This window comes from Streptomyces sp. NPDC107498 (assembly GCF_055582805.1).
Map to the genome: position 1 here is coordinate 137398 of NZ_JBVJPE010000016.1, position 18003 is coordinate 155400.

Here is an 18003-nt window from a genome sequence, read left to right on the forward strand (position 1 = left end):
TCCGTTCGGTGCAGCCGCCGCCACCGGATCCGCGGGCGCGTCACATCCTGCTGATGCGCAGGTAGCGCCGGAGGTCGGGGAGGGATCCGACGACGATGGCCACGACGGCCAGGGCGGCGGTGGCGGCGGCTGCGACGCCGAGGACGTTCCTCTGCATGGTGCTCTCCGTTTCGGTCTTCATACGACGGCTTCCTGGCGGACCAGTTCGGTCACCATGCGCACCGCCTCGGGTACGGCCGCGGCGACCTGTGGGCTGAGCCCGATGCCCTCGTCGAGGCAAGCCGGTTCGCAGCCGACGACGAGGATCCGCCGTGGCGGCGCGGCCCCGGTTCCCGCGCACAGGGTGTCGAGCAGGGCGAGGACGGCGTCGGGCGTCATCCGGTGACCGTCGAGCGGCGCGGGCCCCGTGCCGGGGGCGCGGTCCGCGGTCGCCGAGGCGTCGATCAGGTAGAGCGTTCCCGGTGCACCGCCGCGGGCGGTGACGTCGACGAGGACGAGGGTGTCCCAGCCGTCGAGGAGCTCGTAGGCGAGGTGGACGCCCCGGACCCCGACGTCGGCCAGTTCGACGGAGGCGGGGAGCTCCTCGCGGGTGAGCCTCCGCAGGGTCTCCACGCCGAAGCCGTCGTCGCCGAGGAAGACGTTGCCCACCCCGGCCACGAGGGTGCGGGGCGTGCCGGACGCCCGGGCCTCGGGCGCGGGGCCGTTCACACGTCCTCCAGGGCTTCGACCTCGTCGGGCTGGAAGTAGAGGAACCGGCCCTGTTCGCGGCGGATGTCGGCGCCCGGGTCGTCCTCCACGGTCACCGCGATGTGGACTCCGCCGTCGACGTCGTGCAGGACCGCCTCGACCAGGGCGCTGCGCCCGTCGAGGAACAGGTCCTGGGCGTCCGTGCGGCGCAGTCGTGGACGCAGGACGACCCTGCTGCCCGCGCGGACCGGGCGTCCGTCGACGAGGACGTGGTCGCTGCCCGGATCGACTGCGGTGTCGCCGCCCGGGTCCCACCAGGGCGTCTCCGGTTCGAGGACGTTTCCGGTCGGCTTCGGGGGCCCGGTGACGCTCTGGAGGCTGCGTACCGCTCCGTGCAGGCGCTCCAGGACTTCGGGCGGCATGGTGTCCGCCAGCTCGATCACGGCCGCGGCGCGGGCGTCGGTCCCCCTGGCCTCGCGCTTCTCCTCGTCGGTGAGGGCCGCCGTGCGCAGGGCCAGGATCTCGTCGATCTCGGTCGCGTCGTAGAGGGCTCCCGGGCTCTCGGGCGCGATGGCCGGATGGTCCTCCAGGATGATCGGCGAGGAGAGCATCAGGTCGTCGCGGCCGGGTTCGCCGGCCAGGACGGGCCAGGTGTGCAGGTTGCGGCAGGCGGCGACGGCGCCCTTGGCCCATTCCGGCGGGTCGGTCATCGACAGGAACGAGCCGCCGTCGATGCGGAGCAACGTGTGGGTGGCGACGAGGGAGTGCGGCAGGGCCGCGTGGCGGTCGGCGTCCCGCTCGGCGGTCCAGTCGCTGGTGTTCTCCACCGTGACCGAGAGGCGCTCGACGCGGTACGGGCCGTCGAGTTCGGCCGCCGAGACCCGCAGGGCGCCGCTGATCTCCTCGCGGCGGCGCACGAGTCGGCCGAGGACGCGGCCGTCGGCGTCGGTGACCTCCTCCGTCTCCTCGGCGGCGGGGCGGGTGAAGGGCAGGACGGTGCCGTCGCCCCGCAGTCCGGCGACGGGGGCGACGAGGGTGACGCGTTCCTCGACGCCCTCGTCCCAGGCCACCAGGACCCGGTCGGTCAGACGGAGTTCGCCGGTCGGCGCGAAGGTCCCGTCCTCACGGAGCTCCTCGACGGTACGCCGCTGTGCCCGCAGGAAGCGGACCTCCACGGCGAGTTCGGCGCCGGTCCTGGGCTCCATGAGGCACTCGGTGAGCTGGAAGTCGTGTTCCTCGGCGGCGGCGCTCCAGGACGGCGGGACCAGGACCCCGAACTGCCAGCGGAGCCGGTTCTTCGCGGCGGACGCGCGGTACGGGTAGAGGACGTACCCCTCGAAGAGGACGGCGTCGGCGACGTGCCGGGCGACGGCGAAGCGCGCCTCGGTGCCCGGGGTGAAGGCGACGGTGGTCATCGTGTCCTCTCCCCCGCCGCTTCGAGCAGGGACTCGACGGCGGCCTCCCACGACGGGAGGGCCCGGCGCGAGCGGTAGGCGAGCAGGGCGTCCATCGCGTCGCCCGGGAGCCGGATCCATCCGCAGCCGGGGAAGTGCTGGTCGATCATCTCGCGCCACACCTTCACGGGCATGCGGTGGGAGACCTCCTTGTCCCAGGGGACGGGTTCGACGTGGAAGCCGCCGGCGCCGGTGAAGGCGGTGCCGGAGAAGAGCAGGAGCAGCGGGACGTCGCCGTCGGAGAGCGCCCGGAAGTAGCGGGACGCGGCGATGTCGGTGTCGTAGGTGCACGGCACGACGAGGTCGGTCTCGATCTCGCCGGTGAAGCCGGGCACCATGACGGAGGCCTGGGCGAACTGGACCGGGTTGAGGCTGCTGCCCCACCGGGAGCGTTCGCCGAAGAGGTCGCCCAGGGCCGCGGCCTCGTGGTCGTCGTAACCGCGCCGGGCGGGTTCGATGCGGATCTGGCAGCGCAGGGCCATGGCGTGGACCCGGGTGCCTTCGGTGGCGGTGATCCGCAGCCGGAACACGAGCGTGGGCCCGGCCGCGTAGGCGTCGGCGCGGACGTCGGTGCAGCTGAAGGAGAACTCGGTCACGGCCGGCTCCCCCGGGGCTCGCGGGCCAGGCCGCGGACGTGGGCGAAGAGGTCGTCGAGGTCCGCCCGCGCCTCCGCGCCTCCGTCGAAGCCCTGCCAGTGCAGTCGCATGCGGCCCACCAGTTCGTAGCAGAGGTCGATCGGCACGAGGAAGCACTCGGTGCGGCCCTCGTGGCGGCGCAGCAGCAGGGCCTCGACGTCGGGTTCGAGGAGGGCGGCGAGCCGGGTGGCGTCGAGGACGGTCCGCCAGGCCTCTTCGTCCGGTTCGCCCTCGGTGGCGCCGGCGGGGCTCGGGTAGAGCGCCACCGGCCGGTCGAGGGCGGAGTTGTGGAAGAAGAACGCGACCGAGACCGGGATCCGCAAGGCCTCCCAGGCCCGGTCGTCGATCCGGTGGCCCGGGTCGCTCAGGAAGCGGCCGGGGACCGCCCGGAACCGCCCCGCGGAGGCCGCGGAGCGGTCCATCAGCTGCGCGCACGGGCCGCAGGCGCAGACCAGGGCCCGCTTGTCCGTGTCGACGAGATGCGGGTGGCGCTCCTCCGCCGCCAGCGGGGCGCCGCACAGTTCGCAGCGCTCCTCGCGGGGCGGTCGGGGGGCGGTGAACCGGCGCAGGCCGGTGGGCCCCGGGGGGCGCACGGCCCTCGTCGGCGGCCCGTTCACCGGGCGGCCGATGAGCGGCCGTCCGCGCCCGCGAGCGACGGACGGGTGCCGATCTGGAGCAGCGCCGGTTCGCGCGGGGCGCCGTCCTCCAGCTCCACGCCGGTCACTTCGGGGGCGAAGCAGGCGAGGGCGTCCAGGGCCGCCTGCCGGACGGACTCCGGGGTGCCGGAGCAGCCGCAGCCGGTCGAGGCGGTGACCCGCAGCCGCAGCACGCCCGTCGCCGGGTCGAATCCGGCGTTCTCCACGGGCTGCGGCAGGGCGGCCAGGGCGCGGTCGATACGGGTCGGCGCGTCCTCGGGGTGCAGTCCGTGGAGGTTGAGGAGGCTCGCGACGAGTTCGTCCGCGAGCAGCGGGCCCAGCGGGTCGGCGGGCGGACGGGCGGCGGGGCGCCCGAGGAGCTCGACGACGCGGGCGATGCCGCTTCCGTAGAACTCCATGAGGACGCGTACGACCTCCTCCGCGGCCGCGCACGCCTCCGCGTCGCCGTTCTCGGCCAGCCGGTCGAGGACCTCCTCGACCCGCCGGCCCGCCTGTTCGGCGGTGGTCGCGCTCATCCGGCCAGACCGCTCAGGCCGGTGGGCACGTGCATCTGCTTCACGGTCCTGCCGTTGCCCGTGTACATGTGGACGCCGCACGGCAGGCAGGGGTCGAAGCTGCGCACGGCGCGCATGATGTCGATGCCCTTGAAGTTCTCGGGCGTGTTCTCCTCGAAGATCGGGGTGTTCTGGACCGCGTCCTCGTACGGGCCGGGGGTCCCGAACGTGTCCCGCGTGGAGGCGTTCCACGGCGTCGGCGGATAGGGGTGGTAGTTGGCGATCTTGCCGTCCCTGATGACCATGTGGTGCGAGAGGACGCCCCGTACGGCCTCGGTGAAGCCGACGCCGATGGACTCGTCCGGCACTTCGAACTTCTCCCACGTCTGCGTCCGCCCGGCGCGGACCTCCTCCAGGCCCTTCTCGGCGCAGTGCAGGGCGACGGCGGCCGCGTACGCCTGGAAGTAGGTCCGGGCGCGGTTGCGCTCCAGGGCGTTGCTCCACTTCGGGATCTTCCACTCGAAGGTGGTCTCCGGCTTGGTCATCGTCCGGGGCAGGTTGATGACGACGCTGTGCCCGGTGGCCTTGATGTAGCCGATGTCGACGAGGCCGGAGAGCGCGGTGGACCACAGGCGCGCGATGGGGCCGCCGCCCGTGTCCAGGGCCAGGTGGTCCTTGCCGTCGAACCAGCGCGGGGACATCACCCAGCTGTACTTGTCGTCGAAGTTCCGCTTCTGCGGGGCCGGGATGGTGTGCTGGTTCCACGGGTGGCGCGGGTCGACGGGGTTGCCGAGCGGATCGTGGGTGACGAACTGCTCCTGTCCCTGCCAGTCCTCGTAGTACGAGCTGCCGAGCAGGATGCGGATGCCGAGGTTGATCTCGGTGAGGTCGTTGGTCACCAGCTTGCCGTCGACGACGACACCGGGGGTGACGAACATCCGCCGGCCCCAGTCGGTCATGTTGGCGTAGGTGAAGTCGCAGTGCTCGGGGTCGTTGAGCGCCCCCCAGCAGCCGAGCAGCACGCGGCGGCGGCCGACCTCCTCGTAGCCGGGCAGCGCCTCGTAGAAGAAGTCGAAGAGGTCGTCGTGGAGCGGGACGACCCGCTTCATGAACTCCACGTAGCGCATGAGTCGGCTCATGTAGTCGGTGAACAGCTGCACGGACGCGACCGTGCCGACACCACCGGGGTAGAGGGTGGAGGGGTGGACGTGCCGCCCCTCCATGAGACAGAACATCTCCCGGGTGTAGCGGCTGACCTGGAGCGCCTCGCGGTAGAACTCGCCTTCGAGGGGGTTGAGGGAGCGCATGATGTCCGCGATCGTGCGGTAGCCGTGCTCGGCGGCGTGCGGCGCCTCGGTGCGCTCGGCCAGCTCCAGGACGCCGGGGTTGGTCTCGCGGACCATCTTCTCGCAGTAGTCGACCCCGACCAGGTTCTCCTGGAAGATGTTGTGGTCGAACATGTACTCCGCGGACTCGCCGAGGTTGATGATCCACTCGCCGAGGTGCGGGGGCTTCACGCCGTACGCCATGTTCTGCGCGTACACGGAGCAGGTCGCGTGGTTGTCACCGCAGATGCCGCAGATGCGGCTGGTGATGAAGTGCGCGTCGCGGGGGTCCTTGCCCCGCATGAAGACGCTGTAGCCGCGGAAGACGGAGGACGTGCTGTAGCACTCCGCGACGCGCTTCTGCTTGAAATCGATCTTCGTGTGGATGCCGAGGCTGCCCACGATCCGGGTGATGGGGTCCCAGGCCATCTCCACAAGGCCGGAGCCGTCACCCGTCGTCTTCGCCGGAGATGCCATGGTCGCTGTGATGCCCTTCGTCAACTCTTCGTCTTCGCGAACAGTGGGGTGGATGGGGGGTTGCTGCTGAGGCGGCGCGACGGCGTCACGGTCACCAGGGCGGCCGGTAGCCGGTGGTGATGCGGTCGCCGGTGTGCCGCCACTTCGGCTCCTTGTCCACGGTCTTGGCCGTGATGGTCCGCAGGCGGCGGATGACGGAGCCGTACACGCCGCTGGCGGTGCTGGAGACCTTGCCGCCGGGGGGTTCGTCCATGAACGGCATGAACTTGTCCGGGAAGCCGGGCATCGTGCACGCGATGCAGATGCCGCCGACGTTCGGACAGCCGCCGATGCCGTTCATCCAGCCGCGCTTGGGGACGTTGCACTTGACGACGGGGCCCCAGCAGCCCAGCTTGACCAGGCACTTGGGCGAGTCGTACGTCGAGGCGAACTGGCCCTGCTCGTAGTAGCCGGCCCGGTCGCAGCCCTCGTGCACGGTCGCCCCGAACAGCCAGGTCGGACGGAGCTTGTCGTCCAGCGGGATCATGGGCGCGGAGCCGGCCGCCTGGTAGAGCAGGTAGGTCAGCGTCTCCGCGAAGTTGTCCGGCTGGATGGGGCAGCCGGGCACGCACACGATGGGGATGCCGGCGTGCGACTTCCAGTCCCAGCCGAGGTAGTCCGGGAGGCCCATCGCGCCGGTCGGGTTCCCCGCCATGGCGTGGATGCCGCCGTACGTGGCGCAGGTGCCGATCGCGACCACCGCGAGGGCCTTGGGCGCCAGCCGGTCGATCCACTCGCTGGTGGTGATGGGCTGGCCGGTCTCCGGGTCGTCGCCGAAGCCGCTCCAGTACCCCTCCTGCTTGATGGCCTCGTTCGGGATGGATCCCTCGACGACCAGCACGAACGGGTCGATCTCTCCCCGCTCCCCCTTGAAGAACCACTCGATGAAGGTGTCGGCGCCGCCCACCGGACCGCACTCGAAGTCGATCAACGGCCAGTGGACCGCGATCCTGGGCAGCCCCGGCAGCCCCGCGAGGGCGATCTCCTCGATGCTGGGCTGCATGGCGGCGGTCAGGGCCACCGAGTCGCCGTCGCAGCTCAGACCCGCGTTGATCCAGAGGATGTGGATCGGCTTCTCTTCGCTGCCGGGTGCGGCACCCCGGTCCTCGGCCGGGGCCGGCTTCACTGCGCTCATGGGTCGCCTCCTGAGGAGGGGATGGGGCGAAGGCCTCGTGTCGGGCCTGGGTCTTGCTCAACAGTCGGCCGTTGTGGCCGCTCCCGCACCCGGACCGTCGGGAAGCGGTGCCCGGGGATCCTCCTTCCGGGCGAAGGCGCGGCGCCGTGCGTGGTAGCTCGCGGCGGGATCGTCGAAGATCGACCGCATCCGGGAGAGCTCCCGCTCCCGGTGGGCCGCAAGGGGAGCGACGGACTCCAGGCGCTCGTGCTCCGCCTTCTTCGCCGCGATCCGCCGCTGGAGACCGTCACGGGATGCCAGCCGGAGGGCCGATCGGGTGACTTCGGCGGCGAACTCCTCCGGTCCGCAGCCGACGACCCGGTCGATCAGACCCATGTCGAGCGACGCCGCCGCGGACACCGGCCGGGCCTCCTCGGTGAGGCGCGCGGCCAGGGTCCCTCCCACCTTCCCGGGCAGGGTGCGGGTCCAGTACTCCGATCCGTACAGCCCCATGCGCCGGTAGTGCGGATTGAGCACCGACCCCGAACGGCACCAGACCTCGTCGGCGGCGAGGGCGAGCATCACTCCGCCGGCGGCGGCGTTGCCGCCGATCGCGCTCACGACGAGCCGGTCGGTCGTGGTGAGGACCGCCTCGACCAGGTCGTTCATGGCGTTGATGTTGGCCCAGGACTCGGCGGCGGGGTCGGCGGCGGCCTCGATGACGTTCAGATGGATGCCGTTGGAGAAGAAGTCGCGCTGCCCGCCGAGCACCAGGACGGAGGTGGGGCGCCCGCGGGCGGTCTCGTACGCGTCCAGCAGGCGGCGGCACTGGTCGGTGCTCATCGCCCCGCCGGGGAACGCGAAGGACAGCACGCCGACCGGTCCCTGCTCGCGGTACCGGATGTCGGACCAGGTCCGCCGGCCTGCCGCCGGGTCGACGGGCGCCGGCAGTTCGGGGAGCTCCGGCAACCGGTCCGCGAGGGCCAGGGTGGCGGGGAGCTTGCAGGCGCGCGGCCTGCCGGGGCCGGTGCGGGCGCGGAGCTCGGGGATCCACACCGCGCCGTCCACGGTGGCGCGGCAGACCGCGCCCGCCCGGGTGGCGAGGAGGGCGCCGGGCCGCCCGCGCAGACCGTCCTCCGGGTGGCCGCCGTGCAGGAACCACTCGGCGCCGAGCAGCCGGTCCGGTACGCCGGGCTGCGAGTCGGCGGCCCGCAGGGCGCGCAGGACGGTCTCGGTGGTGTCCTCGTCCCACGAGATCCGGCGCTCCTCCTGGCGGAGAAGGGGACGGACGCGGATCCCGCCGGTCTGCGGACGTGGTGTGGCCCCGGCGGCGACCCTCTCGACGGCGAGGAGCACGGCGGCCACGGCGGCGTCGGACAGCTCGTTGCGGTACAGATCGCTCTTGCCGACCTCCGGGACGCGGAAGGTCGCGGACGCCCAGACGTCGCCCGCGTCCATCTCGTCGTCGGCCTGGAGGACGGTGACGCCCCACTCCTCGACCCCGTCGCGGATCGCGTGGTCCAGCGAGGACGGCCCCCGGTCGCCCACGGGCCCCGGGTGCACGATCAGGCAGCGGTGCGCCGTCCACACGTCGCGGGGCACGGCGGCCCTCAGCATGGGGGCCACGACCAGATCGGGCGCGTGGCGCGCCACGGCCCCGCGCACGGCGGCCCCGTCGGGGGTGACCTCCACGGGAACGGTGTGCCCGCGGTCGCGCAGCTCGACCAGGACGCGCTGGGTGAGGCTGTTGAAGCTGCTGGCGACGAGCAGGATGCGCATGGGCGGCCTTTCCGGATTGCGGTGGAGGGGTGCGGCCCCGGGGACCTCGGTCCACCGACCGCCTGCGATCATCGGGCAGCGCGAGCCGGGCAGCGGGGTGACGGAGCCCGCGCCTCACCCGTTCGAGACGTACGTCCGTCCGATTGGCGGCCTGATCGCCGTGGTGCGCGGTCCGGGAGACGCGCCCTGTGTACCGTGGGAAAATCGGAGTTCGACGGGTGTGCGGACGCATGCCTCTCGCACGGACAGGCAGGTCACCTCATGACCGAGAAACCGAAGTCCTCCGGGCCCTCGCGCGGCGAGCCGAGCCGCGACGGCATGGCCGGGCACCACGGATGGTCCCCCGATGTGGACGAGACGCGACAGCAGGAGAATCCGAGCGCTTCGCGTTCCTTCCACCCCGAGAAGCACGCGCCCCCGCCCGGCAAGGGCCGGAAGGTCTCCGAGGAGGAGGAACGGGACGTCCCCGGTGACACCGTTCACAGCGACACGACCCGGGGCGAGAAGCACGGCCGCTCGTCGGACAGGGGCATGCGCGACACCGGCCGAAGGGGCCGGTCACAGCGTCCCAGCGGCACGAAGGACGACTCGGCGTTCACGGGCGTGGACCCGGACGACGACGCCTCCGGCCCCCGGCCGGGCTGACGCGGCACCGAGCACGAAGGGCCCCCGCGCCGTGCGGGGGCCCTTCGTCGCCGCTCCGGCCGTTCCCGTCCCGACGGGGGGCATCCGGCCGCGGTGCACAGGGCCGGTGCCGTACCGGGGCGCCGGGGACCGGGCCCGGGCGGGACGGGCGCGGCACGCGGGTGAACCCGCTCGTCGGACCTGCGACGGTTCACCCGTGCCCCGTGGGTCGCCCCGGAGGTGCTCCCGCCCGGTTCGGGTCGCACACCGCCGCCCGAACCGCCTCCGTGTCTGCCGGTTCCGGCGTCCGGGGCGCGGGACCGTTGGGGCGGCCCATTCCCCCCGATGAGGAGATCCCGTGCTCGAAGGCTTCGGCGAGGCGCTCGCGGACCGGGAGTACTACGTGTCGCTGTCCAGCGTGGCCGATCCCGGGCCGCGCTTCGCTCCCGGCGAGGTGCCGCCGGGTCTGCGCGGTTCCGCCCGGGGCATCTGGACGGTCTGGGGCGGTCCGCGGTCCGGGCTCGCCGAGCAGGGCTGGAAGATCCACGTGTCGGCACGCCTCGACCGGGCGCAGCACGTGCTCGACACGGTCGCCGGGATCTGCTTCTCCGAAGGCGTGCCGTTCAAGCACCTGAGCGCCCGGCTCTTCTTCCTGTTCCTCCATCACAAGCACGCCGCACGGGCCCAGGCGGGCAAGTTCTGCGCCGTCTACCCGCCCGACACGGCGACCGCCCGCCGACTCCTCGAACGGCTGCGCGACGCGCTCGACGGGGAGGAAGGGCCGTACGTCCTCACCGACCGGCGCTTCCGCGACTCGCGGACGGTCCACTACCGCTACGGCTCCTTCGGCGGCGCCCGCAGCCGGCTGCGGGCCGACGGCACCCGGGAGGGGCTGGTCCGCGACGGCTCCGGCCGCGAGGTCATGGACGCGCGGCTGCCCGGCTTCCACCTGCCCCCGGGAATCACGGACCCCTTCGTCGAGCAGGAGGAGCAGCCGCACGCGGGCCCGATCCTGATCCGCGACTACGAGGTGACCCGCGCGGTGCGTCTGAGCAACGCCGGCGGCGCCTACCAGGCCCGCGACCGGCGGACCGGCCGCACCGTCTTCCTCAAGGAGGCCCGCGCCCACAACGGCCTCGTCTTCGACGGGACCGACGCGCAGCAGCGGCTGCGGCACGAGTACGACGTGCTGCGCGAGCTGCACGCGGCCGCCCCGGGGGCGGGCCCCGAGCCGCTGGACCACTTCACGGAGTGGGAGCACGACTTCCTCGTCACCGAGTACGTCGCGGGACAGCCGCTGGTGGGCTGGCTGAGCCGGTCCTCCCCGCTGGCCCGCGCCGACCGCACGGCCGGGTCCGTCGCCGCGTACTTCGCGGCCTGTCGGCAGCTGCTGGCCGGGCTGGACGCCTCGCTCGAGCGGCTGCACGCCGCCGGCTACCGGTTCGGTGACCTCAGCCTGGGCAATGTCCTGGTCACGCCGTCGGGCGGGGTCCGCCTGGTGGACTTCGAGGCGGCCTCGGCGCTGACCTCGCCCCCGTCCGGAATGGGCACCCCGGGGTTCACGCCGCCGCCCGGCCTGCGCCGGACCCACACCGATCCGCTGCTGCAGGACCGCTACGGCACGGCGGCGGTCGCGCTCGCCTTCCTGGCGCCGTTCCACGAGGTCGCCGAGCACGCGCCCGCCAACCTCGCGCTCCTGCGCCGCGACCTGGCGGACGTGGCGCCGCCGCAGGACCTGTGGCGGCGGGCGACCGCCTTCCACCCGGCGGAGGACCGGACGCGGGACCGGAACGGTCCCGACCGCCCGCCCTCCCCCGCCGAACTGGACGCCGATCCGCGCGGCTGCCTCGCCCGGCTGGCCGGGGAGGTGACCGCGGGTCTCCTCGAGACGGCCGACGCCGACCGGCCGGACTGGGCCTTCCCGCCCTCGCACGAGGCGTTCCGGACCAACAACGTGTGCCTGGCCCACGGCACGGCCGGGGTGGTCCACGCCCTGCACCGAGCCGGCGCGGCGGTGCCGGAGGAGATCCTCGAAAGGCTGCGCCGCGACACGCTGGCGCTGCGCGACGCGCTGCCCCCCGGGCTGCTCGTCGGCTCGGCCGGCATCGCCCGGGTGCTGGCCGGCCTCGGCCGGCCGGACGAGGCCGTCGACCTGCTCCGGGACGCCGACGGCCATCCGCTCACCGCCTCCTGCGCCACGCTGGCCGGCGGGCGGGCCGGGGTCGGCCTGGGCTGGCTCGCCCTGCACCGGCTGACCGGTGAGAGCAGCCACCTGGAACGGGCCGCCGCGGCGGGGGAAGCCCTGCTGCGCACCCCCGACCTGCCGGCCGCCCTCGGCGAGCACGACGCCCGCGGCCTGCTGCACGGCCGCTCCGGGCTCGCCCTCTTCCTCCACCGCCTGGCCCGCGCCACCGGCGAGGTCCGCTTCCTGGAGGCGGGCCGGCTGCTGCTCCACCAGGAGCTGGACCGGACCTTCCCGCTGGACGACGGCGCCCTGTCCCTCTCCGACGACGCGCGGCTCACCCGTGCCATGCCGTACCTGGCGACGGGCGCGGCCGGTCTCGCGACGGCGCTCACCCGTTACGTGGCCACCGCGCCGGACGAGCGCTGCGCCGCGGCACTGCCACGGCTGGTCGCCGGCATCCGGGTCTCCTGCGCCACGAAGGAGGCGGGCCTGTACCGGGGGCTGGCCGGCCTGACGTGGTTCCTGACCGAGCACGCCGAGCTGACCGGCACGTACGCCGCCCGCCGGGACGCCGTGCGCGCCGCGACCGGTCTGCTGAAGTACGCCGTCCCGTACCGGCGCGGTGTCCGCTTCCTCGGGGCGGGTTCGCAGCGGTTCACCGCCGACCTGTCCAGCGGCGGGGCCGGAGTCCTGCTGACCCTGCACCGCCTGCTGACCGGCCCGCTCCTGGCGGGGCCCCGCCCCGCGCGTCCCCGGCTCCCGGCAACCGTCTGACGCCACCGGACGAGCCTCCCACGACCCCCTCGGCGCGGCGGCGAACGCCTTCGCGCCGGGGCGCGCAGTGACCGACCGACACGAACCCGACAGGAATGAGGAGATCATCCATGAGCCAGATCCTCGCGCTCCAGACCCTGGACACCGAGCAGGAGACCGACGCCTTCGCCCCCTGCTTCAGCGTCGCCTGGAGCATCAGCGACATCTTCCCCGAGCCGATGTAACCGCCCCGGCCACCCGCGCGGGCCGGGTCCGGTGATCCCCTCACCGGACCCGGCCCGCTGCGTCACGGCCTCCGGGAGGCGGGACACCGACCGAGCCCGGCGGCGCCGACAAGGCGGTCGGGTCGGGTCGGAGGCAACGCGGGGGCCCGATCCGACGTCTGCCAAGCAGATGACGAACGGGCGCGGACCGGTCCGTGCCGTGCGAAGGGACCTGCTGGTGCTCATAGGACTGCTGACCGCCGTCGCCGCCTCGATCTGTTACGGCACGGGATCAGTGCTGCAGGCCGTCGGCTCCCGCAGGTCCGCCCGGCGCGAGGCGGCCGCGGCGGGGCAGATCACCCAGCACGGCGGGCCGAGCCTGTCGTCGACCGCGAAGGCCGCGATGACCTGGGAGTTCATCGTCGGTACGATCCTGGACTTCGTCGGTTTCGGCCTCGGCGCGCTCGCCGCCCGCATGCTCCCGCTCTTCCTCTCCCAGACGGTGATCAGCGCCAACCTGGTCATCACGGCCGTCCTCGGCGTGCGGCTGCTCGGCATCCGGCTGACCCGCGCGGAGCGGGCCTCGATCGGCGTGGTCTGCTCGGCCCTGGTGCTCCTGGCGAGCGCGGCGGGCCCGGAGGGCGGCGGACGCACCCCGATGGCCACGCACTGGTGGCTGCTCGCCGTCTCGCTGCTGCTGATGGCCGGGGGCACGGTCCTCGTGCGGGTGCTCGGCGCCCGGTCGGCGATCCTCGCGGGCCTCCTGTCGGGTCTCGGCTTCGGCGCGCTCGGGGTCGGGGTGCGGATCCTGAACGGCATCGACCCCTTCGACCCGGGCGCCGTCCTGACGGACCCGGCGCTGTACGCGATCCTCGTGGCCGGCGTCGGCGGCATGTACCTGCACACGGTCGCGCTGCAGGTCGGCTCGGTGAACGGGGCGACGGCGGCGCTCGTGGTCGGCGAGACCGTGCTGCCGGGAACGATCGGGGTGTGGTGGCTGGGAGACGCCTCCCGCCCCGGCTTCGCCTGGCTCGCCGTCCTCGGCTTCGTGCTGGCCGTCACGGGCGCGGTGGCGGTGGCGTGGTTCGGTGCCCCGGAGAGCCACGGGGCGGAGGCGGAGCCCGACCGTCGGCCGGAGCCCGCACGCGTTCCGTAGTCCCGGCCGCCGACCGCACCGCTCGGTGCCGGCCGCCGGTCGATCACGCGGTCGCTCCCTCACGAGCCGGCGGACGCGCTCCGTGTCCCCCGCGGACCGCTCGCCACGTCGCTGAGCGGGCGCCCCGCGGATACTCTGGGATTCATGATCGAGTCCGGACGGCTGCGGCTCCGTCGGAGCTACGGCTACGGCAGGCTCGTGCGGCTGTCGCCGGTGATTCTGACCGTCGTGATCGCCGGCCTGGCCTACGCCACCCCGCCGGAGATGGCCTTCAGCCGCCTCCTGCCCGCGGCGCCGGCCCTGGCCGCCGCCATGTGGCCGGTCCTCCCGACCGTCCTGCTCGGGACCGTCTGCCTCCTTCTGATGATCGGCCTCAGCCTCGTCTTCCCCGATCTGGGGACGTGGTGGACGTGCGGGGGGATCGTGGCGGTCACCGTGGCCGCCGCGTACGGAAGCCACGTCCGGCTCCAGCGGGAGCGCACCCTCTTTCAGGTGCGGCTGGTCGCCGACGCGGCCCAGCAGGTGGTGCTGCGGCCCCTGCCGCACCGTTTCCGGAACGTCGAGATCGAGTCGCTGTACCTCGCGGCCGCCGCGGAGGCCCGCATCGGCGGCGACTTCTACGAGGTGGTCGACACCCCGTACGGGGTACGGCTGCTCATCGGCGACGTGCGGGGCAAGGGACTGCCGGCGGTGGGGGCGGCCGCGGCGATCGTCAACGCCTTCCGGGAGGCGGCGCACGGCGAGGCCTCCATGGCCGACATCGCCCGCAGGCTCGACGCCAGCTGCGCCCGGCACAACGTCGCCCATCCGCCCGAGGCGCCGATGGAACGCTTCGCCACCGCGCTGCTCGTCGAGATCCCGCACCAGGGCAGCCGCATCACCATCGTCAACTGCGGGCACCCCCCACCGTTGGTCCACGGCCTGAGGAGCGTGCGCGCCCTGGAGCCGTCCGCTCCCTCGCCCCTGCTCAGCCTCGCGGAGTTGATGGGCGACCAGTACCGTGCGGACGCCTTCGACTTCGCTCCCGGCGAGCTCCTCCTCCTCTACACGGACGGGATCGCCGAGACCCGTGCCCGGGACGGCGAGTTCTTCCCGCTGACGGAGTGGATGCGTCGACAGCTCCCCGTACCTCCCCGTGAGCTGCTCACGGCCCTGCACCACGACCTCCTCCGGCACAGCAGGGGCAGCCTCGACGACGACATCGCCGCCCTGGCCGTACGCCTGCACGGGCCGTGAGCCGTGCGTACGGAGGGGTCGTGAGCCGCGAGCCGTTCGCCTCGGGCAGGTGCTCGACGCGGCGCCGTCACGCCACGGGCAGGGCCTGTTCCACCCAGATCGTCTTCCCCGTCGGCATGTAGCGCGTCCCCCAGTGCTCGGTGAGCTGGGCGACCATGAACAGTCCGCGTCCGCCCTCCTCGTCGTTGCCGGCGTACCGGGCGTGCGGCGAGGTGTGCTGCGAGTCGGAGACCTCGCAGATGAGGGAACGGTCCCGGATCAACCGCAGGCCGATCGGGCCGGAGGCGTGACGGATCGCGTTGGTGACCAGTTCGCTGACCACCAGTTCCGTGGTGAAGGTCAGATCGTCCAGTCCCCACCGCTCCAGCTGTTCCGCGGCCATCGCACGCGCGCGGGCGACGAGCGCGGGGTCGGAGGGCAGCTCCCAGGTCGCCACCTGACGTGTCCCCAGCGCACGGGTGCGCACGACGAGGAGCGTCGCGTCGTCCTGGACCTGGTCCGACGCCAGCTCCGCGACGATCTGGGCGCACAGCTGGTCGGACGGCGATCCCCGCTGCTCGCCGAGTACGGCCGCCAACCGGCCCAACCCCGCGTCGACGCCCTTCCCGCGGGCCTCCACGAGGCCGTCGGTGAAGAGGACGACCAGGCTTCCCTCGGCGAGCTCCACTTCCGCGCCCTCGTACGGGAGCCGTTCCACGCCCAGGGGAGGCCCCGGGGGCAGACGGAGGAAGCCGACGGGGCCGTGCGGCTGCACCACGGCCGGCGGCAGGTGTCCCGCCGCCGCCCAGGTGCTCGTCCGGGAAGCCGGATCGTAGATCCCGTAGACGCACGTCGCTCCGACGGCGCCGCTGCCGTCCGCGCCCGTCCCGTCCTGGTCCGACGCGTCCTTGCCGACTTGATCGTTCAGCCGGGCCAGGAGTTCGTCGGGCGCGAGGTCCAGCTCGGCCAGGGTGCGCACCATCGCGCGCAAGCGCCCCATGGTGGCGGCGGCCCCGAGTCCGTGGCCGACGACCTCCCCCACGACGAGCCCGACGCGTGCCCCCGAAAGCGGAATGACGTCGAACCAGTCCCCGCCGGCGCCGAGGTGGCTGTCGGCCGGCAGGTAGCGACTCGCCGCCTCGACCGCGCTCAGCTCGGGCAGCGACCGTGGCAGCAGGCTGCGCTGGAGCGTGAACGCGGCGGTGTGCTCCCGGCGGTAGCGCCGGGCGTTGTCGATGCACACGGCGGTACGCGACGCCAGCTCCTCGGCCACTGCCCGATCGCCGTCGTCGAAGGGTTCCGAGTCGTCGCCCCGCACGTAGGTGACGAGGCCCAACGGCGTCCCCCGCACGATCATCGGGACGTACAGCCGTGTGGGCGCGACCTCGGCGTCCGTGGTCGACCGGCCCCCGGCCAGGCTCTCGGCCTGCGGCGATCCGGCGGCATACGCGACCCGCCGGCCCGCCCGGGAAGGCTCCCCGCCGGAATCCGCCGCCCGTACGAGGTCCCATGCCGCGGCGGGCTTCGGTTCCTCTCCCTCCAGCACTTCCGCCGCCACGTCGACGAGCACGGCATCGGCGTACTGCGGCACGGCGATCCTGGCGAGCTCCGCCGCCGTTCCGGACGGGTCGAGCGTCGACCCGATCCGCGCGCCGGCCTCCGCGAGGAGCGCGAGGCGCTGCTGCGCGCGGTAGTGGTCGGTGACGTCGATGGACTGTTCGCACACGCCCACCGGCTCTCCCCGGCCGTCCAGCAGTCGGAAGTAGGACGAGGACCAGACGTGCTCGCGCCGTGGATCGGCCGGGGAGCGCCCTCGGAAATGCACGTCGATGACCGGCTCACCGGTCTCGAGGATCTGTCGGAAGAGGTCCTCCGGCGGTGCCAGGTGCTGGGTGGTGAGGACGTCGCCGGGAAAGAGTTCGGTCATGGAGCGGCCGAGCAGTGCGGTGAGGTCGCCGCCGAGCTCCCGGACGCTGGACGCGTTGGCCCACAGGAGGCGCGCGCCGGGACCGTAGATGGTCAGTGTCACCGGCGACTGGGTCACGAGCCCCTGCAGCATCGCCTGTCGGGTCTCCCACCAGCGAAGCCCCTCCAGCTCAGCCGCCATGAGGACGGCGGAGGGGGCCCGGCCGGAGGAGGCCCCGTCGGAGGCGGGGGTCAGGGGGTGCAGGGTCACCGCCACGCGTACCGTGCCCCCGCTCCCGTGGCGCACGTCCACGACGGCACTGCGTGTCCCGTCGAGCCTCAGCCGCTGGTCCGACCGCGACTCCTCCGGTCCGTCCCTGCCGCGTCCGTCCCTGCCGCGATCGGCGGGCGAGGTCGCGATCAGGTCCGCCGCCCGGCGTCCCAGCACCTGCGAAGCCGGATATCCCAGGAGGGCCTCGGCCTCACGGCTCCACCCGACGAGCACCCCGTCCGCGGCGACCAGGGCGAAAGCGGCCGGGGGCGGGCCGAGGGGCCCGCCTTCGTCCGCCCCGGCGGGAGGAATGAACGGTGTCCCTTCCATGCTCCCATCATCCTTCCGAGCGGTCGCGACCGCAGTGCGCTCGATCCGGTCCGGGACCGTACGGCCGACGTCCGAAGAACCCGCTGGCCGGCCACTCGCCGCTTCCCGTCGTTGACAGCCGTCGGGCTCGGTCGGTCTAATGCGGACCCGTAGCCATCGGGCCCGTACGGTCCGGTCACGAGGGAGGGGCGCAGTCGTGGGCGTGCACACCGGCGTGCCGGATGACGCACCGGCCGGGATCGCCGAGCTGTACGAGCGGGACCGTACGTGTCGGAGCCTGGGGATCGCGCTGGAGGAGGTCGCGCCGGGCCGGGCGTTGATGCGCATGCGGGTGGGCGAGGACATGGTGAACGGCCACGGCACGGCTCACGGAGGGTTCCTCTTCCTCTTCGCCGACGCGGCGTTCGCCTACGCCTGCAACGGCTACGGGCCGGTCACCGTGGCGCAGTCCGCGCAGGTCGCCTTTCTGCTGCCGGCCGCGGTGGACGACGAACTGCTCGCCGAGGCCGTGGAGCGGACGCGCTCGGGCCGCAACGGGATCTACGACGTGACGGTCCGCCGGACGGACGGGACGGTCGTGGCGGAGTTCCGTGGACAGAGCGTGATGCTCGCCGGCAGGGCGCAGCCACAGCGCGGGTGACGGGCGCGCGGCTCCGGGCGGACCCCGGCGGCGGGCGGAC

At 73.4% G+C, this 18003-nt stretch carries 15 protein-coding genes; 5 read left to right on the top strand and 10 right to left on the bottom strand.

The features are described from left to right. Positions 1–40: 40 nt before the first annotated feature. The 9 genes from ACZ66Z_RS26125 to ACZ66Z_RS26165 all read right to left on the bottom strand — a co-directional run bounded on the left by ACZ66Z_RS26125 (position 41) and on the right by ACZ66Z_RS26165 (position 8660). Entirely contained in the window at positions 41–181 is a 141-nt protein-coding gene (locus tag ACZ66Z_RS26125; RefSeq protein WP_469937803.1) for a DUF6893 family small protein, read from the bottom strand. Beyond that, positions 178–708: a hydrogenase maturation protease gene (locus tag ACZ66Z_RS26130; protein ID WP_469937804.1), complete on the bottom strand. Its 531-nt coding sequence runs from the start codon at positions 706–708 to the stop codon at positions 178–180. Before ACZ66Z_RS26130 ends, ACZ66Z_RS26125 begins: the two co-directional genes overlap by 4 nt. Next, entirely contained in the window at positions 705–2102 is a 1398-nt protein-coding gene (locus ACZ66Z_RS26135; protein WP_469937805.1) for a hypothetical protein, read from the bottom strand. The genes ACZ66Z_RS26130 and ACZ66Z_RS26135 overlap by 4 nt, the downstream gene beginning before the upstream one ends. Then, the gene (locus ACZ66Z_RS26140) at positions 2099–2737 is read right to left on the bottom strand and encodes a DUF6084 family protein (protein WP_469937806.1); all 639 of its coding nucleotides are present in this window, start codon (positions 2735–2737) and stop codon (positions 2099–2101) included. The genes ACZ66Z_RS26135 and ACZ66Z_RS26140 overlap by 4 nt, the downstream gene beginning before the upstream one ends. Then, entirely contained in the window at positions 2734–3393 is a 660-nt protein-coding gene (locus ACZ66Z_RS26145) for a DUF5947 family protein (RefSeq protein ID WP_469937807.1), read from the bottom strand. The genes ACZ66Z_RS26140 and ACZ66Z_RS26145 overlap by 4 nt, the downstream gene beginning before the upstream one ends. Next, entirely contained in the window at positions 3390–3947 is a 558-nt protein-coding gene (locus ACZ66Z_RS26150) for a hypothetical protein (RefSeq protein ID WP_469937808.1), read from the bottom strand. Before ACZ66Z_RS26150 ends, ACZ66Z_RS26145 begins: the two co-directional genes overlap by 4 nt. Further along, positions 3944–5728 (bottom strand): nickel-dependent hydrogenase large subunit, encoded by a 1785-nt coding sequence (locus ACZ66Z_RS26155; RefSeq protein WP_026057905.1) that lies wholly within the window; start codon positions 5726–5728, stop codon positions 3944–3946. The genes ACZ66Z_RS26150 and ACZ66Z_RS26155 overlap by 4 nt, the downstream gene beginning before the upstream one ends. A 91-nt stretch (positions 5729–5819) precedes the next feature. Beyond that, positions 5820–6902, bottom strand: a complete 1083-nt coding sequence (locus tag ACZ66Z_RS26160; protein WP_469937809.1) for an NADH-quinone oxidoreductase subunit B family protein — start codon at positions 6900–6902, stop codon at positions 5820–5822. Between the two features lie 57 nt (positions 6903–6959). Continuing rightward, a complete protein-coding gene (locus ACZ66Z_RS26165) occupies positions 6960–8660 on the bottom strand; it encodes a hydrogenase maturation protein (protein WP_469937810.1) in 1701 nt (566 codons plus the stop codon). A 261-nt stretch (positions 8661–8921) separates the two neighbouring features. On the opposite strand from ACZ66Z_RS26165, the gene ACZ66Z_RS26170 reads away from it, so the two are divergent. From ACZ66Z_RS26170 to ACZ66Z_RS26185, 4 genes are all read left to right on the top strand, one after another. Next, positions 8922–9305, top strand: coding sequence for a hypothetical protein (locus ACZ66Z_RS26170; protein ID WP_469937811.1), 384 nt, complete (start codon positions 8922–8924; stop codon positions 9303–9305). Between the two features lie 337 nt (positions 9306–9642). Further along, positions 9643–12243, top strand: coding sequence for a class III lanthionine synthetase LanKC (gene lanKC, locus ACZ66Z_RS26175; RefSeq protein ID WP_469937812.1), 2601 nt, complete (start codon positions 9643–9645; stop codon positions 12241–12243). A gap of 441 nt (positions 12244–12684) precedes the next feature. Beyond that, on the top strand, positions 12685–13602 hold the full coding sequence (locus ACZ66Z_RS26180) for a DMT family protein (RefSeq protein ID WP_469937813.1): 918 nt from the start codon (positions 12685–12687) through the stop codon (positions 13600–13602). Positions 13603–13746: 144 nt separating this feature from the next. After that, positions 13747–14838 (top strand): PP2C family protein-serine/threonine phosphatase, encoded by a 1092-nt coding sequence (locus ACZ66Z_RS26185; protein WP_469937814.1) that lies wholly within the window; start codon positions 13747–13749, stop codon positions 14836–14838. Between the two features lie 67 nt (positions 14839–14905). On the opposite strand, the gene ACZ66Z_RS26190 is transcribed toward ACZ66Z_RS26185, so the two are convergent. Continuing rightward, a complete protein-coding gene (locus ACZ66Z_RS26190) occupies positions 14906–17323 on the bottom strand; it encodes a SpoIIE family protein phosphatase (protein WP_469937815.1) in 2418 nt (805 codons plus the stop codon). Between the two features lie 196 nt (positions 17324–17519). On the opposite strand from ACZ66Z_RS26190, the gene paaI reads away from it, so the two are divergent. Further along, complete coding sequence (gene paaI, locus ACZ66Z_RS26195; RefSeq protein WP_469937816.1) at positions 17520–17963, top strand: hydroxyphenylacetyl-CoA thioesterase PaaI; 444 nt, start codon at positions 17520–17522, stop codon at positions 17961–17963. Positions 17964–18003 lie beyond the last annotated feature (40 nt).